The 22,098-nt window shown below is 73.1% G+C and carries 17 protein-coding genes and 1 pseudogene; 14 read left to right on the top strand and 4 right to left on the bottom strand.

The genetic code is table 11. The features are described 5' to 3' along the window. Positions 1–20: 20 nt before the first annotated feature. On the bottom strand, positions 21–674 hold the full coding sequence (locus tag ACFVTF_RS05875; RefSeq protein WP_387809528.1) for a helix-turn-helix transcriptional regulator: 654 nt from the start codon (positions 672–674) through the stop codon (positions 21–23). A gap of 331 nt (positions 675–1,005) precedes the next feature. Between ACFVTF_RS05875 and ACFVTF_RS05870 the strand changes: the two genes are divergently transcribed. Beyond that, positions 1,006–1,578, top strand: a complete 573-nt coding sequence (locus tag ACFVTF_RS05870) for a transposase (protein ID WP_387809526.1) — start codon at positions 1,006–1,008, stop codon at positions 1,576–1,578. Positions 1,579–2,079: 501 nt separating this feature from the next. Here ACFVTF_RS05870 and ACFVTF_RS05865 read toward each other — a convergent pair. After that, positions 2,080–2,691: a hypothetical protein gene (locus tag ACFVTF_RS05865; RefSeq protein ID WP_387809523.1), complete on the bottom strand. Its 612-nt coding sequence runs from the start codon at positions 2,689–2,691 to the stop codon at positions 2,080–2,082. A 212-nt stretch (positions 2,692–2,903) separates the two neighbouring features. On the opposite strand from ACFVTF_RS05865, the gene ACFVTF_RS05860 reads away from it, so the two are divergent. The 5 genes from ACFVTF_RS05860 (at position 2,904) to ACFVTF_RS05840 (ending at position 9,634) form a co-directional block, all read left to right on the top strand. Then, positions 2,904–3,482 carry a hypothetical protein gene (locus ACFVTF_RS05860; RefSeq protein ID WP_387809520.1) on the top strand — a complete coding sequence of 193 codons (579 nt, stop codon included), beginning with the start codon at positions 2,904–2,906 and terminating at the stop codon, positions 3,480–3,482. 569 nt (positions 3,483–4,051) lie between these two features. Further along, the gene (locus ACFVTF_RS05855; RefSeq protein ID WP_387809517.1) at positions 4,052–5,530 is read left to right on the top strand and encodes a hypothetical protein; all 1,479 of its coding nucleotides are present in this window, start codon (positions 4,052–4,054) and stop codon (positions 5,528–5,530) included. 598 nt (positions 5,531–6,128) lie between these two features. After that, on the top strand, positions 6,129–6,284 hold the full coding sequence (locus tag ACFVTF_RS05850) for a hypothetical protein (protein ID WP_380496067.1): 156 nt from the start codon (positions 6,129–6,131) through the stop codon (positions 6,282–6,284). A 183-nt stretch (positions 6,285–6,467) separates the two neighbouring features. Further along, entirely contained in the window at positions 6,468–7,700 is a 1,233-nt protein-coding gene (locus ACFVTF_RS05845; RefSeq protein WP_387809514.1) for a cupin domain-containing protein, read from the top strand. 209 nt (positions 7,701–7,909) lie between these two features. After that, positions 7,910–9,634 carry an ABC transporter ATP-binding protein gene (locus ACFVTF_RS05840; protein WP_387809607.1) on the top strand — a complete coding sequence of 575 codons (1,725 nt, stop codon included), beginning with the start codon at positions 7,910–7,912 and terminating at the stop codon, positions 9,632–9,634. 47 nt (positions 9,635–9,681) lie between these two features. Here ACFVTF_RS05840 and ACFVTF_RS05835 read toward each other — a convergent pair whose 3' ends face one another. After that, positions 9,682–10,200, bottom strand: coding sequence for a GNAT family N-acetyltransferase (locus tag ACFVTF_RS05835; protein ID WP_387809511.1), 519 nt, complete (start codon positions 10,198–10,200; stop codon positions 9,682–9,684). Between the two features lie 64 nt (positions 10,201–10,264). On the opposite strand from ACFVTF_RS05835, the gene ACFVTF_RS05830 reads away from it, so the two are divergent. The 3 genes from ACFVTF_RS05830 to ACFVTF_RS05820 all read left to right on the top strand — a co-directional run bounded on the left by ACFVTF_RS05830 (position 10,265) and on the right by ACFVTF_RS05820 (position 14,057). Continuing rightward, positions 10,265–10,906, top strand: coding sequence for a TetR/AcrR family transcriptional regulator (locus ACFVTF_RS05830; protein WP_387809508.1), 642 nt, complete (start codon positions 10,265–10,267; stop codon positions 10,904–10,906). Between the two features lie 557 nt (positions 10,907–11,463). Next, positions 11,464–13,044, top strand: coding sequence for a carboxylesterase/lipase family protein (locus ACFVTF_RS05825; RefSeq protein ID WP_387809505.1), 1,581 nt, complete (start codon positions 11,464–11,466; stop codon positions 13,042–13,044). Between the two features lie 107 nt (positions 13,045–13,151). Beyond that, positions 13,152–14,057, top strand: coding sequence for a hypothetical protein (locus ACFVTF_RS05820; RefSeq protein ID WP_387809503.1), 906 nt, complete (start codon positions 13,152–13,154; stop codon positions 14,055–14,057). Between the two features lie 249 nt (positions 14,058–14,306). Here the strand turns inward: ACFVTF_RS05820 and ACFVTF_RS05815 are convergent, their stop codons facing one another. Further along, positions 14,307–15,869 (bottom strand): PucR family transcriptional regulator, encoded by a 1,563-nt coding sequence (locus ACFVTF_RS05815; protein WP_387809500.1) that lies wholly within the window; start codon positions 15,867–15,869, stop codon positions 14,307–14,309. A 279-nt stretch (positions 15,870–16,148) separates the two neighbouring features. Here ACFVTF_RS05815 and ACFVTF_RS05810 point away from each other — a divergent pair, with 279 nt between their 5' ends. From ACFVTF_RS05810 to ACFVTF_RS05790, 5 genes and pseudogenes are all read left to right on the top strand, one after another. Beyond that, on the top strand, positions 16,149–17,639 hold the full coding sequence (locus ACFVTF_RS05810; RefSeq protein WP_387809498.1) for a sodium:solute symporter: 1,491 nt from the start codon (positions 16,149–16,151) through the stop codon (positions 17,637–17,639). Between the two features lie 11 nt (positions 17,640–17,650). After that, the gene (locus ACFVTF_RS05805; protein ID WP_387809495.1) at positions 17,651–18,484 is read left to right on the top strand and encodes a class II aldolase/adducin family protein; all 834 of its coding nucleotides are present in this window, start codon (positions 17,651–17,653) and stop codon (positions 18,482–18,484) included. A gap of 101 nt (positions 18,485–18,585) precedes the next feature. After that, positions 18,586–19,563 (top strand): annotated as a pseudogene (gene speB / locus ACFVTF_RS05800) (agmatinase); the annotation flags it as partial. 131 nt (positions 19,564–19,694) lie between these two features. Further along, positions 19,695–21,323: a thiamine pyrophosphate-binding protein gene (locus tag ACFVTF_RS05795; RefSeq protein WP_387809492.1), complete on the top strand. Its 1,629-nt coding sequence runs from the start codon at positions 19,695–19,697 to the stop codon at positions 21,321–21,323. A 128-nt stretch (positions 21,324–21,451) separates the two neighbouring features. Next, positions 21,452–22,066, top strand: a complete 615-nt coding sequence (locus ACFVTF_RS05790; RefSeq protein ID WP_387809489.1) for a TetR/AcrR family transcriptional regulator — start codon at positions 21,452–21,454, stop codon at positions 22,064–22,066. Positions 22,067–22,098: the final 32 nt, after the last annotated feature.

Raw genomic sequence — 22,098 nt, 5'->3', positions numbered from 1 at the left:
GCATGGGCCTTCTTTCTATGTCAATCAGTATTGTCTTTAGAAAGCTCGACCACCACGCAACACTCCCCGGGCCGGGCGTCCATCCGGGCGCGGAGGGCGCCGTCCGCGCCGAGAAGTCCCTCCAGGAGGGCGAGGTTCATGCCGCAGACGAGGGGCGGGAAGCGCTCGGCGACGGAGTGGAAGGGACAGTTGCGCATGCGAATGGCCCCCTCCTCCAGGCGGGGTTCGTACCCGCGGGCGGCCAGCAGCGCGACGGCCTCCTCGAGCCCCCCGCAGGGCGCGCCCGCTCCCCGCTCGGCCTCTCCCCGCCGCCGCGCGGCCGCGCGCAGCCCGTCGTCCAGCCCGGCCCGCTCGGCGGCCTCGGCGAGCAGTTCGGCGGCCGTCCGGTAGTCGCGCGCGGGCAGCGACACCACCCGCTCGGCGCGCGTCCGCGTGTACACCTTCGCCGGCCGCCCCGCCCCCGGCCCCGACCGCCCGGTGAGCCTGCGGCTGCCGCTCTCCAGCAGACCGGCCTCGACCAGCTTCTCCAGGTGGTGCGCCGCCAGTGTCCGCGCCACCCCGACGGCCTGCGCCGCCTCGTTCCGGCCCACCTCGCGGCCCTGGGCCGCCACGTACGCGTAGAGGCGGCGGCGCACGGGGTCGTGCAGGGCGGCGATCGCTTCGATGTGCTCCATGCGCCCATTCTAGGAACAATGGTCATTGGAGATAGAGGGGCGGGCCGCCGCAACGGTCGGCGGGGGCGGGCCGCGGGCGGACGAGCCTGAACCGGGAAGGGGCCGGGGGCCGTACTGCCCGCTCCCGTGAACGGGGCCGGGCGCCCGGGCCTCGTGGCGCGGGGGCGCCGCAGGGCGCGGCCCAAGCTGTCCCACCTTCCCGGCACGGGTCCGAGCCGGTCATCCGTAGGACCGGCGGAGCCCAGCGGTTCCGGGTACGGCCGTGAGCCTGCCGCCGCCCGACGGCTCGAAGAAATCGGCCGCCCGGAGCCCCGCGACGACTCGACCGCCAATGGGGACACGCGACTCGACCGCTTCGCAGGACAACGCCGGCGAGGTCGCCCGTGGGACCGACAACCGCGACGACGAGCTGACGGAGGTGACCGTGTCTCGGATCCGGGCCGGAGTAGACATCGGCAAGGAACACCACCACTGCGTGGTGATCGACTCCGAGGGTGAACGGCTGCTGTCCCGCCGGGTCCTCAACGACGAGCCCGCCCGGCCGTCGAGGCCCGCCGACGTCCTTCTCCACCCGGCCGCGGGCGAGGCTGGCACCGGGGCGGAGGGTGCGGATGCCGTCATGGCCGGACCAGCGCAGCCCCATCGAGCCGCGCACCGGCGGGGAGCCGAGCACCGGACAGCCCAGGCCGCGGCCGGCGGGCGCGGGGCGCCTGCCGTACAGGCCCGGCTCCAGCCACTCGGGCGTCGGCGGCAGGAACCGGGTCAGGGCGGGCGGGATGCCGGCCATCACGCGGTGAACCCGCGCCCCCCGCCGGACACCGGTGGGCCCGGGCACACCGGTGCCCGGAACCCGGCCCGGGCCCGGTTCCGGGCACACCCCGAGGTTCAGCCCACGGACCGGTGAGCCCGGGCCCCGGAAGACGGCCGATCCTCGTCCGGGCAGGCCCGGCCCTGTGTGCCGGGTCCGTGGAACGCCGGCGCCGGCAGTGGTACGGGCGCGGCGAAGCCCGGACCCCCTCGGGATCACCGGAATGGTCGAGGCTCAGCGACGCGCAGGCCTCAAGGCTGGAACGGGAGCCGGATAGCGGCCCGCCGGTTCACGGCCAGGTCGACCGGCGGCGGACGCCCGCACGGACCAGGACACTGACCGGGCACGCCCGCCACTGTCACTGCCGATGCCGGCCACACGCGCACGAGGGGCGGCCCCAGGAAGACCTCCCCTGACGGGCACCGAAGCGCCGCACTCGCCGTGCAGCCTTCCGATCAGGCAGAACGTCGAAATCCTGCGGGAGTACGACCGAGGCGCACCACCGGCCCCACCACAGGACGCCGGAGAGCGCCCGCGCGGCCGCGGGAGTCACCCCCGCCGACAACTCGCCCGCCGGCAGGCCGTGGTGCGGCCGCCTCACACGGCCAGCCGACGCGCCTCCGTCAGCATCGCGCGTCCGGCCCGCCATTCGCGCCACCCCGTCGGCACCAGGCCGATCAGACAGCAGACGGCCACGATGCCACCCGCGACGGACACCTGGGTGACCGACTCCTCGGCCGGCACCGCCCGCGTCGGGTCCCCCGGCGCGTAGCGGACCTCGACCACCGAGCCCAGCGCCACCATCCCCGCCAGCCGGTTCCCCGCGTAGGTACGGCCCTCGACCGTCCAGCGGCCCCCGCAGTGCGGGTTCCGGCTCAGCTCGTTGCAGCTGGTGATGGTGGCCGTCGTCCGGGTGTCCATCACCACGTTGTCGCGCACCTGGCGCACCACCGTCGCGGAGCCGCACAGCGCCAGCAGCACGAGCACGAACGTCATCGCGCCCCACGCGGTACCCGGCGCCACCGGCCGGCCCGACACCTCGGCCATCCCAGCAGCCGCACCGCTGTTGCGCACCGTCAGATAGCCGCCGCACAGCACCGGCAGCATCACCGCGACGATCACGCTGACCACCAGATACGGCTTCCCCGACAGAGCCACACCGATCAGCTCGATCCCCGCCGCGACCAGGTAGCCAGCACCCAGCAGCACGCTCTGCCGGTGCCAGCGAAGAACCCGCCGCGCCGCCCCGTCATCCCCCCGCATGATCACAGCCCGACCGTAGCACTCGCCCTCACCGCCCCCTCCCGGCGGTCCTGTTGACGCCTCCGGCCCCTGCCGCCGAGCGCCGGGACGCCCGTTTCGCACAGCCGTCCCCGAAAGCCACTTCACGCGGCGGGAGGCCGGGACGTAGTGTGCGGGCCGTGAACGAATTGATCTTCCGCGGGAAGGACCTGTACGGACACGCGAAGTACACGCGTCTCGCGCTGCTCGGTGCCCTGCTGGTCGTCCAGGTGGCGTTCGGCGCCTACCGGCTCGGCGCCGTGGCCACCTGCTGGATGGTGGGCGCAACCCTCGCGGTCGCCGCCCCCTTGGCCCTGATGGTCCAACGGAGTTGGAGCCGGGTGGGAGCCGACGGCGTCACCGTCTGCTGGGGCCTGGGGCGCGGCCGCACCCACTCCTGGCAGGACATCAGCTGGGTCGACGTCCGCGAGACCAAGAGCCGCCAGTACGGGAACTCGCGCGCGGCCCGGATATTCCTCGCCGACGGCCGACGGCGCTCACTGCCCGGCCTCCAGGACAGCACCACCTACCCGAGGCCCGACTTCGACGCGGACGTCCAGCGACTCCTCGACTGGTGGGAGCACAGCACCCACCAGGACACGCGGATCCAGCCCGCACGGAAACTGCGGGACCGCCTATCCCCCACCGTCGTCGGAGTCCTCGCCGGAATCGTCATCGCAGTGGCGAGCTTCGTCGTCATCGCCGCCCAACAGCACTGACAGACCGGATGCGGCCGGGTACCGGGTACAGCCGGGTGCGGCCGGACGCCTGCGTGACCGCACCCGGCACGCGCGCCGCCCCAAAGACGGACCCGGGGATTCCCGGCATCGGCACTTCGGGGCGGTCGGCGTGATCGCGCGGCCAACCGCCGGCCGTCTCCGCGTCACGCCGTGGTGCGCGCCATGTCGACCCACCCGATGTCCTGCCAGGAGTGGGTACGGCCGCGCCCGAGGCCCCAGCAGACGGTGACCCCGGCGGCTGGGGCCGGTCGGGGTCACGCGGAGGTTCGGCAGCGCACCCGGGAGGGCCCGGGTCGGCTGTCGCACCGGCGGCAGAACGCCCCCTTGGGGGGCAGTCCCTCCTCCGAGGGCCCGCCCGCAAGGGGGGGAAGTCACGGGATGCCCCCCGGACGCGCCCCCAGGCCCCCGCACCGCGCGCCCGGCGCGGCGGCCCCCGCCTGGACGGCAGAACAGCACCGCCCGCCAGGCGGGGGCAAGAGCAACGCACGGCATTTGGCAGCGCAATGAAAAGGTAAAGAACGTCACCCGTATGGCCGTATGATCAAGCCGTGAATCACGAGGTCATCGATGGGGTCCCCGTCCTGTGGGCGCACGCGCCCGGCCCACTGGAGGCCGCCCTGGTCTTCGGGTGCGGGGCCCGGGACGAGTCGTTCCGCACACTGGGGGTGACCCACCTGGTGGAGCATCTGGCGATGGGCACGCTGCCCCGCCTGCACCACGAGCACAACGCCTCGGTGGGCCTGACCGCGACCGAGTTCACCTGCTCCGGACGGCCCGAGCAGGTGGTCGAGTTCCTGGACCTGGTGTGCCGGGCACTGAGCGCGCTACCGCTGGAACGGATCGAGCAGGAGGCGGGGGTCCTGGCCGCCGAGGGCGGCCGGGCGGCCGACCCGGTCACCGGCGAGCTGCTCTCGCACCGCTACGGCGTGCAGGGCGTCGGCCTGGCCGCCTACATGGGCCCGGGCCCGGACCGGATCCCGGTCGAGGCGGTCCGGGAGACGCTCGCCCGCCACTTCCACGCCGGCAACGCCGTGCTGGTGCTGACCGGCCCGCCGCCGGCCGGGCTGCGGCTGCCGCTGCCCGCCGGAAAGCGGCCGCAGCGCGACGCCACCCAGCCCGTGCTGCACCCGGGCGCCTCCTGGTACCAGGAGAACGTGCCCAGCCCCGGCCTCGCCCTGCACGGCGACCTCGACGATGACGCGCTGTTCCTCGCCGTCGAAGTACTGTCCAACCGGCTGCGCGAGACCGTCCGCCACCAGCACGGCCTGTCCTACGACATCGGCCGCGACACCGTGTTCGTCGGCCCCGGCCAGGGCGAACGCACCCTCGTCTTGGACGCCCGCGAGGGCCAGGAGCAGCGGGTCGCCGAGCTGCTCTGGGCCGAGACGGTGCGGCTGGCCCGCGACGGCATGTCCGAGGAGGAACTGGCCGAGGAGCTGGCCGCCACCCGCGAGGCCTTCCAGGACCCGCGGTCGACCCCCTTCGAACTGCGCGAGGCGGCAGCCGAGTTGCTGTTCGGCGGCGAGTACCGGGATGCCGCCACCCGGCTCGACAGCCTGACGCGGGTGACCCCCGACCAGGCCCGGCAGGCGCTCGCGGGAGCCCTGCACACCGCACTGCTGGTGGTCCCGTGCGGAACCGAACCGGACGTGCGGCAGCCGGACGGCACCCCACTCCCGAAGTACTCCTGCGGCACCGACCGGCAACTGCCCACCCGCGGACGGACGTTCCGCCCGCCGCTGCTCGCCCGACTGTTCTCCGCCAACGCCCGCCGGATACGCCTGGTCGTCGACGACTCGGGACTGTGGATGCGCCAGCCCGACGGCACGCTCTGCCACGTCCGCTACGACGAGGTGGTGGGCGTGGAGATGGACGGCGACAGCCGGGTGGTGTTCGGCCGCAACTCCTGCTTCATCCCCCTCCTGTCCGACCTGTTCCCCGACGCCGCCCCGGCCGTGGCCGCCATCGACGCGGCCGTCCCCGAACCACTGCGCTACCCGACATCAGCACTCCGACCGACCGACTGACGAACCGGCAAACCGACGAACCGGCAGAGCGTCACAACAGGCCCCCGAACGGATTCGGCGCCCGACGCCGCCGCGGTGGACGCCGTCCGGCCGGAGCCCGATCACCGCTTCGGCCGGACGGCGCGCGGGAAGCCGGGCGTCGTACGCCAGTTGCAGATCGCGGCCTTGCCCACTGGCGGCCCCCGAGAGCCCGTCGTGACACCAAGCCGCCCGTCCCGTTGGTGACAGGGTGGAGCCGTTGCGCGGGGTGCCCCGTACCAGCAGGATGGTGATCACCGGCGCGAGGCGAGGACGACTCCCTGCGCGAACGCCGTGCCGACCGGGTTCGCGGTAGCGGCTCCGTATCCGGACCCCGCCCGTCCCGCGCTGATGCTCCGCCGCGCACAGCCGGGCGGACGACAACCGGCCTGCTCGCAGGGCTGTCCGGAGTCCGGCGGGGCTCGGCGCGGACAACCTCGGATCCCGCCCTTTCCCCTCCGCTGTCCGCGGCCGCCTCGGGTTGTCCGCCACTTACCTGGGCCTTCACGACCTCCTGTAGACGGACAATCACCGCGGATCCCACGCTGGAGCTTCCACCGGTTCTCAGAAGGGAGTTCCTGTGACACACAGCCTCGACCCGGCCGACATCGTCGTCGTGCGTGCTCCGGACGTGGAAACGGCCATCACGCCCGATGACATCAGCTGGGGGCCCGCGGACGACAACAACAACAACGACTCCGGTCACAAGGACTTTTTCGTCGACGACACCGACTGACCCCGCCTGAGCGGAGCCCGTCCGAGAAGTCCCACGGGCCGGGGAGGGACCGCGCTCCCGGCGCGGTCCCTCCCCGAAGGACGGCAAAAACGCCAAGGACGGCAAGGACGGCAAGGACGACATGGCTGCCGGTCACCGCGTCAGCAGGGCCGGCCTACCTCTGTTAGGAGACACGAGATCTCGATGACTTCTCTGACGGACCGGGTGGGGGCCGAGCCCGAGGAAGGGCCTTCCTCCGGCCTCTCCCGCCTCCTCCACCCGGTGTCCCTTCCGACGTTCCGCGACGAGTACTGGGAGCGGCGGCCGCTGCACATCCCCAGGAACGACCCCGAGTACTTCGCGGATCTCCTGACGCTCGACGACGTGGACCGGGTGCTGGGCGAGTCCGGCCCGGATTTCGGGAACGTCCGGGTCGTCCGCGAGGGCAAGGAAACCCCGGTGTCCGAACTGGGCACCCCCGGCCGCAACATGACCGCCAGCCGACTGGAGGCGCTGTACGAGCGGTACCGGTCCGGCTCGACCGTCATCCTGAACTCCCTCGAACGCCGCTGGGATCCGCTGGCGCGCTTCACCTCGGTGCTGAGCGCCGAGGCCAACGCCAGGTTCCAGGTGAACGTGTACCTCACCCCCGGCGGGCAGGCCCGCGGATTCGACCCGCACTACGACAGCCACGACGTGATCGTGATGCAGGCCTACGGCAGCAAGCGCTGGCGGCTGTACGGGGCGCCGCACGCGCTGCCTCTGGAGGGCCAGAGGTACGACCACTCCAGCGAAGTCCCGGAGGTCCAGGAGGAGTTCGACCTCCAACCGGGCAGCCTCCTCTACCTGCCCCGTGGCACCATCCACGCCGCGACGTCCAACGACGCCGCGTCGATGCACCTCACCTTCGGCGTCCACCCGGTCCTGATACCCGCGCTGATCAGCGACGCGGTCCGGGAGGTCTTCGAGGGGGACGAGCGGTTCCGCAGGAGCATGCCCATCGGATTCGCCAACGACAAGCACCTCCAGGAACAGGCCGAGGACACCTTCGCCGAGCTGATCGATACGCTCGCCGCCCGGCTCTCGCCCCAGGAGATGACGGCCAGGGCCGTGAAGCAGACGACCTCCCTCGCCCCGGTGACGCTCCGCGGCCACCTGGGCGACCTGGAGAACCTGCCGCGGCTGGACCCCGACACCCGGGTACGGCGACGCCCGGGGCTGCGGTGGAGCGTGGCACTCGGCGAGGAGGTCATCGAGCTCGAATTCCACAGCAAGACCATCCAGCTGCCGGTCCACGTGGCCGACGAGGTCAGGTTCGTGACGGAGAACGACGGACAGGGGTTCACCGCCGGCTCGATCCCCGGCGACCTGGACCAGCCGGGCCGCCTGCTGCTCGTCCGCACGCTGGTCCACGAAGGATTCCTCACCCGGTCCTGACGGACAGACGGACGGACAGACGGACGGACGGCCGCATGGGTGCGTGCCGGGCCGGGCGGCGCCGGCCCGGGCTGATGACTCACGCGTGTCCGCCCGGTGCCCCATCCCCGCGGGCCGGGGCACCGGGCGGACACGCCCGACCGACAGAAGGGAGGAGCCCCTTGGCCGGAGAACGCAAGAACAGGCGGCACGCACCACTGGTCAGGGCCATGGGCCTGTTCGTGCCGCACCGCCTCCGGCTCGGCGCCGTACTGCTGCTGGTCGCCGCCGGATCGCTGGCCGCGATCGCACCGCCGTTCATGCTGCGGCAGATCTTCGACGTCGCGCTGCCCCAGGGCCGGCTCGGACTGCTGACCGGGCTGGCCGCCGGGATGCTCGCCCTGGTGGTGGCCAGCACCTCCGCCGGAGTACTCCAGGCCTACCTGCTGGTCACCCTGGGACAGCGGGTGATGGACGACCTGCGCACCGCGGTCTACACGCACCTGCAGCGGATGTCCCTGTCCTTCTTCACCGCGACCCGCACAGGCGAGGTGCAGTCCCGGATCGCCAACGACATCGGAGCCATGCAGTCGACGGTGACCGGCGCGGCCGCCACGATCGTCGCCAGCGCCACCACGGTGGTGGCCACACTGCTGGCAATGCTCTCCCTGAACTGGCAGCTGACGGCCGTCTCCCTCGCGGTACTCCCGTTCTTCATCGGGATCAGCCGCAGTGTCGGCGCGGAGCGGCGCGGAATCGTCGAACAGCAACAGAACCTGCTCGCCGTGATGTTCAGCCTGATCGAGGAGTCGCTGTCGGTCAGCGGCTTCCTGCTGGGCCGCACGATGGGACGCACCGACACGCTCGTCAAGGAGTTCGCCGGGCGGTCACGGGACCTCGCCGACCTGACCATCCGCTCCTCGATGGCCGGACGATGGCGCCAGTCCGTCATCTCGATCATCGTGGCCGCGATGCCGATAGCGTTCTACTGGACGGCCGGAATCGTCGGCGGGCACGGTGGCCCGACCATATCCGTGGGCACCGTCGTCGCGTTCACCGCCCTCCAACAGGGCCTCTTCGGGCCCGTCATGACCCTGCTGCAGACCGGCATCGGCATCCAGAGCTCCATGGTCCTGTTCGACCGGGTCTTCGAATACCTGGACCTGGAGGTCGACGTCGCGGAGCCCACGGACCCCGTTGCGCTCACCGGGCGCCACGGACACGTCCGCTTCGAGCAGGTGAGCTTCTCCTACCCGGCCTCGGGACCCGTCCTCCAGGGCGTCGACTTCGACCTGCCGGCCGGGGAGAAACTGGCGGTCATCGGCGCCACCGGCGCGGGCAAGACCACCCTCGGCCACCTCGTCCCCCGCCTCTACGACGTCACGGGCGGACGGATCACCATCGACGGCGTCGACATCCGCGACCTCAGCTTCACCACCCTCGCCGAGACGGTCGGCATCGTCCTGCAGGACACCCACCTCTTCCACACGACCGTGGCCGACAACCTGCGCTTCGCCAAACCCGGAGCAACCACCAGCGAGCTGGCGGCCGCCGCCGAAGCCGCCCAGATCCATGAACTGATCGCAAGCCTGCCGAAGGGGTACGACACCATCGTGGGCGAACGCGGGTACCGGTTCTCCGGCGGCGAGAAACAACGCCTGGCGATCGCCCGGACCATGCTGAGGAACCCGCCGGTCCTCGTCCTGGACGAGGCCACCAGCGCACTGGACACCATCACCGAGAAAGCCGTCCAACGAGCACTGGAAGCACTCTGCGCGGGCCGCACCACGATCACGATCGCCCACCGGCTGTCCACGGTCCGCCACGCCGACCGGATCATCGTCCTGGACGGCGGCCGGGTCGTCGAGTCGGGCACGCACACGGACCTCCTCGCCCGCGCCGGACGGTACGCGGAACTCTGCCGGGCGAACGGCTCCCCCGACCCGAAACCCTGAAGAGCCGAAAGATGGAAGGGCCGAAGTCGCCTACGCCAGAGGCCCGTTCAGAGCCGCAGGTCCATCCGCTGCTCGACCGTGTCCAGGCCGAACCTGCGGGCGGGCCGGGAGACGGTGAGCTCGAAACCGGCCTTCGCGTACAGGTGGTGGGCGGCGTCGAGGCCCGCGATGGTCCAGAGCAGCACGCCCTCGTACGCCCGGACGCGGGCCTCCTCCAGGGCGGTCTCCAGCAGCCGCCCGCCCAGACCCCGCCCCCGGGCGACCGGGTCGAGGAGCACCCACCGCAACTGGCCCCAGCCCGGACGCTCGTCCGCCCGGACCAGGCCGGCCCCGCCGACCACCCGGCCGTCGAGCTCGGCGACCCACAGACGACCGGGCCCCACACCGCCCTCACGGGCCCGGGCGAGGACCAACTCGGCCATCCCCGCGGCGACAAACGCCTCCATGGTCTCGTCCGTGCCGTACTCCCGGGCGTAGAGGACACCGTGCAGGGCGGCGACGGTGCCCAGGTCCCCGGGGCGCACGGCCTCGCGGACGGTCGCGGATCCGGGTGCGGTGGCGGCCATGGCGGCATCCCTTCCAGGAGGACACTTCCACTGAAACAGTCGTTTCAGTGCAACGATAGACCACGTGTCCACCCCCGCCCCCGCAGATACGCGCTCCCGCCCGTCGCGGCGCCGCGAGGAGATCCTCGCCGCGACCGTGCGCTACGTCGCCGAGCACAACGCGTCCGACCTCTCGCTGCGCCCGCTGGCCGCCGAGATCGGCTCCAGCCCGCGAGTGCTGCTGTACCTGTTCGGGTCGAAGGAGCAGCTGGTCCGGGAGGTCCTGGCGGTCGGCCGGGCCGGGCAACTCGCCCTGCTGGAACGCTGCGAGGCCGAGGGCGGCGACGCCCGCGAGAGCCTCGAACTGCTCTGGGAGTGGCTGACGAAGCCCGAACACCGGGGCGCGCTACGCCTGTTCTTCGAAGGGTACGTCCGCGCCCTCGACGGCTCCGGGCCCTGGCTGGGCTTCGGCACCGCCTCGCTGGAGGAGTGGCTGCCGCCCCTGGAACGCGCTCTGGACGGCACCGGCGCCAATCCCACCGTGGTACTGGCCGTCCTCCGAGGCCTGCTGCTGGACCTCCTCGCCGACAGCGGCGAGGACGGGGGCGGGAGCAAGGGCGGCGGCGGGAGCGGGAGCGGGGGCGAGGTGGGCAACGACAGTGGCGGGAACCACGCCGCCCGCGTCCACGCCGCCTGGCACGCCTTCCTCGACACCACCCTCGGCTGACACCCAGCAGGCGAACCGCACCACACCCGAAGGCCGCGCGCTCGCCTGGTGCCGGATGGCCGGTTGGTGGTGGGCTTCGGCGGGGAGGTCGCGGTGTTGGCCCGCCGTCGACCGCCGTCCATCCCTCATAAGCGTCGTGCAGTACAAGCCACTTGAGAGGCGCCCCCCGAGAAGGTGGGGGTCTTCAGAGGGCGGTATGTGACGTGATGTCGCATCTGACGTCACCGGAATGTGCGGGATGGCCGAGACCGAGCAGGGGCTTTTCACCCTGCCACAGCCGCAGGGGGCCTCCCCCTCCGGCGAGGCCCCCAACCATCCTGCTCAGCCCAACCGAAAGGCCAAACCGGGCATCACCCCAGGTACCGCCCCTCGAACGCTTCGACGTTCGTCTCTCGGCATACAACTGGCGTCCTGATGCTGATGCTCACGAACGATTCGCAAGTTCGCTGCACAGCGGGGGCTCAAGACGCATCGCCCTGAAATCGGGCGGAAGCCGCACTTGGGCGGATCCAAACTCACTCGCGTGGGCGCCCGGTAGTGGGTGAGACTGACGCGCGATGAACGAGCAATCATGCGGTGTTGAAACGGTCTTCGAGACGACGAGCGGCCGTGTACGGGGAAAGGGGTCCAGCGGCGGCGTCACCGCCGTGCTCGGCATCCCGTACGCGGCCGCGCCATTCGGTGCCCTCCGGTTCCGGGAGCCTCAACCAGAGCCGACCTGGGCCGGGGTTCAGGACTGCACGGCCTTCGGCCCCATCGCTCCGCAGTCGGCGGAGCTGCCCGGGGCGCCGGTGTGGCGTCCCGGGGGCGAGGACATCCTCTCCGTCAACGTGTGGGCGCCCGAGCGTGCGGACGACGGCACGCTGCCGGTGTTCTTCTGGATCCACGGCGGCGCTTACACCTTCGGCTCTTCCGCCCAGCCCGACTTCGACGGGACAGCCCTGGCCCGCGCTGGACTGGTCGTGGTCAGCTGCAACTACCGGGTGGGCTTCGAGGGCTTCGGCCATGTGCCCGGCTTGCCTGACAACCGCGGACTGCTGGACCAGGCCGCCGCGCTGCGCTGGGTCCAGGACAACATCGCGGCCTTCGGCGGCGATCCCGGGAACGTCACCGTCGCCGGACACTCCGCAGGAGCAGGCTCGGTCGCCTGCCTGATGGTCATGAAGCAGACACGGGGGCTGTTCCGGCGGGCCATTGCCCACAGCGTGCCCAGTGCTTTCTACGCGGTGGAGCTCGCGGCGGCGGTCACCGAGCGGATCGCGGCCGAGGTGGGGGTTGCCCCGAGCGCGGAAGGACTACTTTCCGTGCCGCCCGAAGGGCTGGTGGCCGCCTCCGATAAGGTGGCCGCGCGCTGCGGGACCGACCCGGTGGCGGCGATCCATGCCTTCGACCCGGTGATCTTCCAGCCCGTCGTCGACGGCGAAGTGCTGCCCGCGGACCCCCTTCCCGCGCTCGCCGCGGGGGCCGCGCGGGAGGTGGAGCTGCTGGTGTGCCACACGCTGGAGGAGTACTGGTTCCTTCACGCGGTGGGAGCCGTACGGGAGGTCACCACCGAGGCGGAGCTGGCGGACTTCGCCGAGGCCCTGCACCTTCCGGCCCGCCTGGTGGACGGCTACCGCGCGTCGATGCCGGACGCCCCGGTGTTCGACCGCTACCTCGCGATGTTCGGCGACGCGGCGTTCGGCGAGTACACCACCCGCCTCGCCGAGCACCATGCGAGCGCCGGCGGCCGGGCGTACCTGGCTCGTTTCGCCCGCAGGCGCGAAGGGGTCAGGCCCTGGCACACCGCGGACATCCCGTTCGCCTTCGGCAACCTGGACGCCGTAGGCGCCGACTTCCTCATCGGCGGCGCCCCCGACGACCACGACCGTGCCCTGTCTCACCGCATGCTCCGCTCCTGGGTCGGCTTCGCGGCCACCGGTGACCCCGGCTGGCCTGCGGTCACCGCCGACAACACCCCGGTGAGGTCCTGGTCTGTCCCCGGCGACCACCTGGGCAACGACGACACGTCCGACTTTCGCGCCCTGTGGCGGGGCGTCGGGTTCGACCTGGAGCGCCCCGGGCGGACGGCGACGACCGAAGAACGCGTCGGCCACGAGGACGGTCCGGCCCCCGCCCGGGCCACCCGACCGTCCTGAGGCCGGGCCTCCTGGTGGGCCGAAGGCCGAGCCGATGGCGACCGGGCGCTCTTCCCCGCCACGGCGCAATGCGCTATGCCTGCCGTATCCGACCATGGAGGCCCCTGATGACCACTGACCGGAACCAGCGCACATCGGACACGCCCACCCGGATGACCCGCTTCGACGACATCTACAGCCGCCCGGACCCACGGTCGTACTTCGGCGCGTTGGGGGCACTGGGATACCAGACGCCCCACCACGCCCAGAGCGTCTTCCGCAGCCTCCTGCCTCCCGCCGGCTTCCCCGAGGCTTCCGAGCACCCGACAGGCGGCCAGGACGACAGGCCCCCGGCCACGGTCCTGGACATCTGCTGCTCGTACGGCATCAACGCGGCCCTGCTCAACCACCATGTGACGCTGCGGGAGTTGTACGACCACTACACCTCACCGCAGGCAGCCCGTCTGACGACCGCCGAGCTGATCGAGTGGGACCGCACGTACTACGCGCAGCGCCGCCGGCCGGACGCCGTACCCGTCATCGGCCTCGACATCGCCGCGCCGGCCGTCGCCTACGGTCGCGCGGCCGGTCTGCTCGACGACGGGTACGCCGAGGACCTGGAGACCGCCTCGCCCAGCCCGGCTCTGTACCGGGCCACCCGCGGCACCCGTCTGATCACCGTGACCGGCGGAGCGAGCTTCCTGTCCGCCCGTACCTTCCGGCTCCTGCTGGAGGGCAGGCGGGAGAAGCCGTGGGTGGCCGCCTTCGTGCTGCGCACCGGCTCCTACCGGGACATCGCCGACGGCCTGGCCCTGCTGGGCATGACCACGGAGAAGGACGCCTCCCGCACCTACCCGCAGAGGCGCTTCACCGACGCCGACGAACAGCTGTACGCGATCACGGCGGTGTCCGCGGCCGGCGACGACCCCCACGGCAAGGAGGCCGACGGCCACTTCCACACGGCTCTGCACCTCACACGGCCCGCGGCGCAGGCGGCTGCCCGTCCACTGCACACCGTGCTACAGGACGGCTGAGGTCGCGGGAACCGGCCGGACGCCCCGCTCGACCGCCCACCCGCGTGCCCACCGTGCCACCGCACCGCGGCGACCCGTTCATCTCCGGGGGGAGCCTTCCGCGACCGCTGCCCCGTGCCACCGGGTTGGACGGCTTCGGGTGTCCGACCGCCTACGGGGGCGTCCGGCCGGCCGGATGACACGGCGGACCGGGCCGACGCGGCTCGGGCGGTCCACCGGTTCCCCGCGGAGCCGCCGGGCCGCCCGCGGTCAGTGCGCGTCGGGCGGGAGCCAGCGCAGGGCGAACCAGAGCTCCATCCGGACCTCCGCGTCGCCGAGGTCGACGGCGAGCAACTCGGCGACCCGGGCGATGCGCTGGCGCACGGTGTTGCGGTGGAGCTGGAGCGCCGCCGCGGTACGGTCCCAGCTGCCGTGCAGGGCGAGCCAGGTCCGCAGCGTCTCCCGCAGCACGGCCGGCCCCGGCGTGCCCGCGCCGGCCAGCGGCGCGAACGTACTACGGGCGAGGGCCGCGGCGTCCTCGGGAACGACCAGGGCGTGGACGCTCGGCCCGACCGCCTCATGGTGGCGGACCGCGGGGGCGCCAGTGGCCAGCGCGTGACGCAGGGCCCGCTCCGCCTGGACATCGGCGATCCCCAGCCCCGCCGTGGGAGCGGGCGCGCTGACCCCGAGCGTCCAGCCGAGCCGGACGGCGGACTCGGTGTCCACGACCCGCTCCACAGCCGCCGAACCGGGCAGCAGCGCCCGCAGCCGGGCCCCGTCCAGGTCCAGGTACGGCGTGCCCAGAGCGGTACCGAGCGCCGCGAGCTGGACGGCCTCACCGCCGCCGCCCGCCCGCCCGGTCAGCCGGCCGTGCACGACCACCCACGCCCCGCCGGGCGGCAGCAGGCCGGCCGCCGCCTCCTGCGGCGCCGCGCCGAGCAGCAGCCGCACCAGCGCCCCCGCACCGCGGGCGTCCGTACCGAGCGCGTGCCGCGGACTGGTGAGCAGCGAGAGCAGCACCACGGCCATCCCGGCCACGGAGCGGTGGACGGCGCTCGGCGGCTCCTGGGCGGCGGTGACGAGTGTGAGCGGGCCGCCGGACCCGTCGGTGCCGGGCAGGGTCCGCACCGTCAGGTGCCGTCCGGCGTGGTGCTGGGCGGCGGCGGCCGGCGGCCGGGCGCGGCCCGCGGCGCGCGCGGTGGTCCGTTCCGCGAGGGCGCGCAGTTCGTCCTGGACCGGTGCGGGCGGGCGCGCTCCGGCGCTGAACAGTTCGACGCCGCGCCCGTCCAGCAGTGCCGTCCAGCCGCCCAGGTGCACGGCGAGCTGCTGGACGACCGCGCGCAGCGCGTCGGGGCGGGCGGCCGCGGAGGCGAGGGCGGACTGGGCGTCGGAGATCTGCCGCAGGCCGCGGTGGACGGCTTCGGCCATCGCCGAGTAGGCGGCCCGGCCGACGGCGACGAACGGGGTGCCGTCGGGCACCCGCAGCAGCGGCAGGCCGTGCCGGTCGCAGGCGGCGGCCAGGTCGGCCGGCACCTCGTCGTAGACCGGCGCGACGCCGAAGCCGAGCGCGGCCGCGCCCGCTTCGACGACGCAGCGCACGTAGGCGTCGATGCCCTCGGCGGTCTGCGGGAGGCGGACGCCAGCGGTGAGCAGCAGTTCGCCGCCGAGCAGGTAGGGGCCGGGGTCCTCGACCTCGGTGGTGCCGACGGTGGCGATCAGCCGCTCCTCGGCCGGTCCGGCGATCCGGCGCAGTCCGAGGACGGGGTCGGCGAGCAGGACGCTCAGCGGAACGGCGGGACTGCCGGGGGCGGGGGCGGGGGCTGGGTCGGGCACGCCGGCGGCCTTTCGTCGCAGGGTTTCGCACATCCGGCCTAACGATATTGGATGAAACCGATACTTCTGCGGGCCGGGCAGGGCGGTCTAGGTTCAGCACACGGCGTTTCCTTCGGGCACCCCCGGCCCCCGTCCCCCGCCTCTCCTGCCGTTCCCGTGAGCCCTGCCGGCTTTCCCGTGAGCCCCGCCAGTCCCACCTGACGCCCTGCCTGTTCCCCCCACCCGCAGCCCTGGCCCGGGCGCTCCCCCAGCGCGTCCGGCCGGATCGGAGGACCCCCCATGACCCTCGACTACGTCGTGATGATCGGCTATCTGTTGGGCATCGTCGGTGTCGGCTGGTGGGGCAAGCGGCGTGCCTCCTCGAAGGCGGACTTCCTCGTCGCGGGCCGCCGTCTGGGCCCGGTGCTGTACACGGGGACGATGGCCGCCGTCGTGCTCGGCGGCGCGTCCACCATCGGCGGCGTGCGGCTCGGCTACTCCTACGGCCTGTCGGGCGCCTGGATGGTGTTCGCGATCGGGCTCGGCCTGCTGGCGCTGAGCATCCTCTTCTCCGCCCGGATCGCCCGGCTGCGGGTGTACACCGTGGCCGAGATGCTGTCGCTGCGCTACGGCGGGGCGGCGAGCGTGATCTCCGGCGTGGTCATGTGGGTCTACACCCTGATGCTGGCGGTGACCTCGACGATCGCCTACGCCAGCGTCTTCGACGTGCTGTTCGACGTGCCCCGCTGGGCGGCCGTGGTGATCGGCGGCACCATCGTGGTCGGCTACTCGGCGCTCGGGGGCATGTGGTCGATCACCCTCACCGACATGGTGCAGTTCGTGGTGAAGAGCATCGGGGTGCTGTTCCTGCTGCTGCCGGTCGCCGTCGTGAAGGCCGGCGGCCTCGCCCAGCTGAAGGCCGAACTTCCGTCCGGCTACTTCTCGTTCGGCTCGATCGGTGGCGACACGATCTTCACCTACGTGCTGATCTACACCTTCGGCATGCTGATCGGCCAGGACATCTGGCAGCGGGTGTTCACCGCCCGCACCGACCGGGTCGCCGCGTACGGCGGCACGGTGGCCGGCGCCTACTGCCTGGCGTACGCCGTCGCCGGCGCGGTGATCGGGATGGCCACCAAGGCGCTCTACCCCCAACTGGCCAGCCCCGACAGCGCGTTCGCGACCATCGTGAAGAGCACGCTGCCGGCCGGGGTGCGCGGCCTGGTCCTGGCGGCGGCGCTGTCGGCGATGATGTCGACCGCGAGCGGCGCGTTGATCGCCTCCGCCACCGTGGCCAACAACGACATCTGGGCCCGGGTCCGCACGCTCATCGGCCGGGCAGGGCCCGGTACCGCGGCCACGGACCATGACGAGGTGCGGTCCAACCGGCTGGCGATCGTGGCCCTCGGCGTGCTGTCGATCGGCGTCGCCTGCGTCCTGGACGACGTGATCTCGGCGCTCACCGTCGCCTACAACCTGCTGGTCGGCGGTCTGCTGGTGCCGATCCTGGGCGGGCTGGTCTGGCGGCGCGGCAACCTGCCGGGCGCACTCGCCGCGATGGTCGCGGGCGGCGCCACCGTGATCGCGCTGATGGCCGCCAAGGGCGTCCTCGCCAACGAGCCGGTCTACTTCGGCCTCGCCGTGAGCCTGGTCGCCTACCTGGCCGTCAGCCTGGCCACCCGCCCGACCGACGCCGCCGTGCTGGAGCACTGGCGCGGCCGCCTCGCCGGACAGGCCGACACCCCGGACACTCCCGCCGCTCCCGCCACCGCGCCGGCCGCCGCACTCTGAGAGGACACCCCATGGGCCAGCCCACCACACCCACCGCGCCCACCGTCACGTCCGGGACACCCACCCTGCCCGAACCGTCCGCACCAGCGGCGCAGCCCGCACCGGAGGAGGCCCGGCTGCGCCGCGAACTCGCCGCCGTGTACCGGCTGGTCGCCCACTTCCGGATGACCGACCTGATCTTCACCCACATCTCGGTCCGCGTCCCCGGCCCCGAGCAGCACTTCCTGATCAACCCCTACGGCCTGCTGTTCGAGGAGATCACCGCCTCCTCCCTGGTCAAGATCGACCTGGCCGGGAACCCGGTGGAGCCGACCCCCCATCCGGTCAACCCGGCCGGCTTCGTGATCCACAGCGCCGTCCACGCCGCCCGCCAGGACGCCCACTGCGTACTGCACACGCACACCCGGGCGGGCTGCGCGGTCGCCGCCCAACGGGACGGGCTGCTGCCCCTCAACCAGATCTCGATGGAGTTCCACGACCGGGTCGGCTACCACGACTACGAGGGCGTCGCGCTCAACCTGGCCGAGCAGGAGCGATTGGTCGCCGACCTCGCCGGGCACCCGGCGCTGATCCTGCGCAACCACGGCCTGCTGACCGTCGGCCGCACACCGGGCGAGGCCTTCCTGCGGATGTACTACCTGGACAAGGCCTGCGAGATCCAGATCGCCGCCCAGGCCGGCGGCGGCCCGCTCGTCCTGCCGTCCGGCGAGACCGCCGAGCTCACCGCCCGCCAGCTGACCGGTCAGGAGCACGGCTCCGACCTCCAGGACGACCGGGCCGGCGAGCTGGCCTGGGCCGCCCTCCTGCGCCTCGCCGACCGGATCGCCCCCGACCACGCGAACTGACCCCGTCGACCCGGCGCAACGCCCGCCCGCCGACACCCCGACGCCGCCCCGCCCGACCGACACCGCACCGCCCCGCCCCGCCCCGCCCGACAGGAGCTGCCATGAGCACCGCCCCCGACCCCCACGCCCCCCACAGCCCCCTCGGCCCCACCGACTCCTCCCGCGTACCGCGCTACGCCGGACCCGCCACCTTCGCCCGCCTGCCCCGGATCGACCAGGTCCCGCGCGCCGACGTCGCGGTCGTCGGCGTGCCCTTCGACACCGGCGTCTCCTACCGCCCCGGCGCCCGCTTCGGCGGCAACGCGATCCGCGAGGCCAGCCGGCTGCTGCGCCCCTACAACCCGGCCCAGGACGCCTCACCGTTCGCACTCGCCCAGGTCGCCGACGCCGGGGACATCGCCGCCAACCCGTTCGACATCCACGAGGCCGTCGACACCGTCGAGGCGGCCGCCGGCGAACTCCTGGACACCGGCGCCCGGCTGATGACCCTCGGCGGCGACCACACCATCGCGCTCCCGCTGCTGCGCGCCGTGGCCCGTCGCCACGGACCGGTCGCACTGCTGCACTTCGACGCCCACCTCGACACCTGGGACACCTACTTCGGCGCCGAGTACACCCACGGCACACCGTTCCGCCGGGCCGTCGAGGAGGGAATCCTGGACACCTCCGCCCTCTCCCACGTCGGCACCCGCGGGCCGCTCTACGGCAAGCAGGACCTCACCGACGACGAGAAGCTCGGCTTCGGCATCGTCACCTCCGCCGACGTCCTGCGACGCGGCGTGGACGAGGTCGCCCAGCAGCTGCGCGAACGGGTCGGCGACCGCCCCCTGTACATCTCCATCGACATCGACGTGCTCGACCCGGCGCACGCCCCCGGCACCGGCACCCCCGAGGCCGGCGGACTCACCTCCCGCGAACTGCTGGAGATCCTGCGCGGCCTCAGCGGCTGCCACCTGGTCTCCGCCGACCTGGTCGAGGTCGCACCCGCCTACGACCACGCCGAGATCACCGCCGTGGCCGCCTCCCACACCGCCTACGAGCTGACGACGCTGATGGCCCGCCAGATCGCGAACGAACGGACGCGGCCAGGCCCGCGCACCGGTACGGACGACCGCACCGACGCACACCCCGACACCCGCGCCGGCGCCCGTACCGGCGCCCGTACCGACGCCCGCACCGAGTCCCACGACACCACCGGCGAGGTGCGCGCATGACCCACCTGCGCAACGGCGGCGACCTGGTGGTCGAATCACTCGCCACACTCGGCGCCCGCCACGTCTTCGGCCTGCCCGGCCAGCACGCCCTCGGCCTGTTCGACGCGCTGCGCCGCTCCGACCTGCGGTACGTGGGACTGCGGGTGGAGAACAACGCCGCCTTCGCCGCCGACGGCTACGCCCGCACCGCCGGGACGGTGGCCCCGCTGTTCCTGTCCACCGGGCCCGGCGCCCTCACCTCTCTGGCCGCGCTCCAGGAGGCCGCCGCCGCCTCGGTACCGGTACTCGCCGTCTCCAGCCAGATCCCCTCGGCCGGACTGGGCGGACGACGGCGCGGCTACCTGCACGAACTCGTCGACCAGCAGGCCAGCTTCCGCGACGTGGTGAAGTCCGTGCACACCGCCCGCACCCCCGCACAGATCCCCTCCGCGCTGGCCGCCGCCTGGGAGTCGGCGCTGAGCGCGCCGTACGGGCCGGTGTGGGTGGAGATCCCGCAGGACGTCCTGCTCGCGCCGGTGACCGTACCGCCGGTCACCGGGCTGCGCGCCCAACCCCGGCCGCCGGTCCCCCGCCCGGAGCTGATCGCCGAGGCCGCGGTGCTGCTGGCCGAGGCCGAACGCCCGGTGATCCTGGCCGGAGGCGGCGTGGTCCGGGCCGGAGCCGGTGACGAACTGCTGCGGCTGGCCGAGCTGTTGCGGGCCCCGGTGGCCTGCACCTTCGGCGCCAAGGGCGCCTTCCCCTGGGAGCACCCGCTGTCGCTGCGCTCCTGGCTGGAGGACCGCCACACCACCGACCTGCTGGAGGACGCCGACGTCCTGCTCGTCGTCGGCTCCGGTCTGGGCGAACTGTCCAGCAACTACCACACCATGGCGCCGCGCGGCCGGATCATCCAGATCGAGGCCGACGCGGGCAAGCTGGAGGCCAACCACCCGGCCTTCGGCATCCACGCCGACGCCCGCCTCGCCCTGGCCGCCCTCTGCGACTCGGTCCCGGCCGCCACAGCGGACGGACGCGCCGAAGCGGTGACCGCCGAACTGCTCGAACGCGTCCAGGAACGGATCGACAGCCAGGGGCTCGACCTCGAACAGGACCTGCTGGCCTCCGTCCGCCGCGCCCTACCGGACGACTCGCCGGTCTTCTTCGACATGACGATCCTCGGCTACTGGGCCTGGTCCGCGTTCGACGCCCGCCGCCCCGGAGCGATGCACTCCGCCCAGGGCGCCGGCGGCCTCGGCTACGGCTACCCCGCCGCCCTGGGCGCCGCCGTCGCCGCCAACGGCCGCCCGGTCCTCGCCGTCTCCGGCGACGGCGGCGCGATGTACTCACTCGCCGAACTCGCCACCGCCCGCCAACTCGGCCTCAACGTCACCTGGCTGATCATCGACGACGGCGGCTACGGCATCCTGCGCGAGTACATGACGGGCACCTTCGGCGAGGCCACCGCCACCGAACTCGCCCGCCCGGACTTCGTCCGCCTGGCAGAGTCCTTCGGCGTCCCGGCCTCCCTCACCACACCCGACGACCTCGCACAGGACCTGGCCGCCGCACTCACCACCCCGGGCCCCAACGTGCTGGTCCTCCCCGCCCTGCTACGCATGTTCGCCCCCACCCACCTGGACACCTGAACCACCAAGGGAGCGCGACGGCCCCACCCCGCCCGCGCCCGGCGCGCTCCCCCGCCGGCCCGATCGCACACCACCACGCACCCGGACCGTCCGACGCCGCAGCGCCGGCCCTTGGATAGGCTGCGGCAATGGCCCTCGACTCCCCCCGGCTGCTGCGCGCCGACGCCGCCCGCAACGCGGAAAAGATCATCCGGGCTGCCCGGGAGGTCTTCACCGAACAAGGCCCCGACGCCCTCCTCGACGACGTGGCACGCCGGGCCGGCGTCGCAGCCGCCACGCTCTTCCGTCGTTTCCCCGACAAGGCCGCACTGCTGCGGGCCGTACTGGACGAACGCTTCGCCGAGAACGTCCGCCCCGTCATCCAGGCCGCCGCCCACGACCCCGACCCCGCCTCCGCACTGGCCCGCGTGCTGGAAGCGGCCCTGGAATCGGTGGCCGGCGACTACAACGTGCTGGCCGCCGCCCGCTCCGCCGGCGTCCTGACCCCGGCGACCGGGCAGGAGTTCTTCGCCGCCCTCGACGCCCTCCTCGCGCGCGGCCAGGACGCAGGCGTGATCCGCGCCGACCTCGTCCCCGACGACCTGCACCGCGTCGTCGTCATGCTGGTCTCGGTGCTGTGGACGATGGAACCCCGCGAGGACGGCTGGCGCCGCTACCTGGCCCTGGTCCTCGACGGCCTCACCCCCGCCGGGGCCCGCCCGCTGCCCTGCCCCGCCCCCGCACTGCACACCCGCACCCCCTGACACCGAGGCGGGTGCCGGCCGCCCTCGCGGGG

Source organism: Kitasatospora sp. NPDC057940 (genome assembly GCF_042887425.1).
Taxonomy (GTDB): domain Bacteria; phylum Actinomycetota; class Actinomycetes; order Streptomycetales; family Streptomycetaceae; genus Kitasatospora.
Note: the sequence above shows the minus strand (reverse complement) of the source record. Positions and strands in the feature narration are given on the sequence as shown.

Coding starts and splice junctions, on each gene's coding strand:
- ACFVTF_RS05795 (WP_387809492.1), top strand. CDS start 19,695: ATGACCCACCTGCGCAACGGCGGCGACCTGGTGGTCGAATCACTCGCC.
- ACFVTF_RS05810 (WP_387809498.1), top strand. CDS start 16,149: ATGACCCTCGACTACGTCGTGATGATCGGCTATCTGTTGGGCATCGTC.
- ACFVTF_RS05875 (WP_387809528.1), bottom strand. CDS start 674: ATGGAGCACATCGAAGCGATCGCCGCCCTGCACGACCCCGTGCGCCGC.
- ACFVTF_RS05870 (WP_387809526.1), top strand. CDS start 1,006: ATGGGGACACGCGACTCGACCGCTTCGCAGGACAACGCCGGCGAGGTC.
- ACFVTF_RS05805 (WP_387809495.1), top strand. CDS start 17,651: ATGGGCCAGCCCACCACACCCACCGCGCCCACCGTCACGTCCGGGACA.
- ACFVTF_RS05820 (WP_387809503.1), top strand. CDS start 13,152: ATGACCACTGACCGGAACCAGCGCACATCGGACACGCCCACCCGGATG.
- ACFVTF_RS05840 (WP_387809607.1), top strand. CDS start 7,910: ATGGGCCTGTTCGTGCCGCACCGCCTCCGGCTCGGCGCCGTACTGCTG.
- ACFVTF_RS05790 (WP_387809489.1), top strand. CDS start 21,452: ATGGCCCTCGACTCCCCCCGGCTGCTGCGCGCCGACGCCGCCCGCAAC.
- ACFVTF_RS05825 (WP_387809505.1), top strand. CDS start 11,464: ATGAACGAGCAATCATGCGGTGTTGAAACGGTCTTCGAGACGACGAGC.
- ACFVTF_RS05835 (WP_387809511.1), bottom strand. CDS start 10,200: ATGGCCGCCACCGCACCCGGATCCGCGACCGTCCGCGAGGCCGTGCGC.
- ACFVTF_RS05845 (WP_387809514.1), top strand. CDS start 6,468: ATGACTTCTCTGACGGACCGGGTGGGGGCCGAGCCCGAGGAAGGGCCT.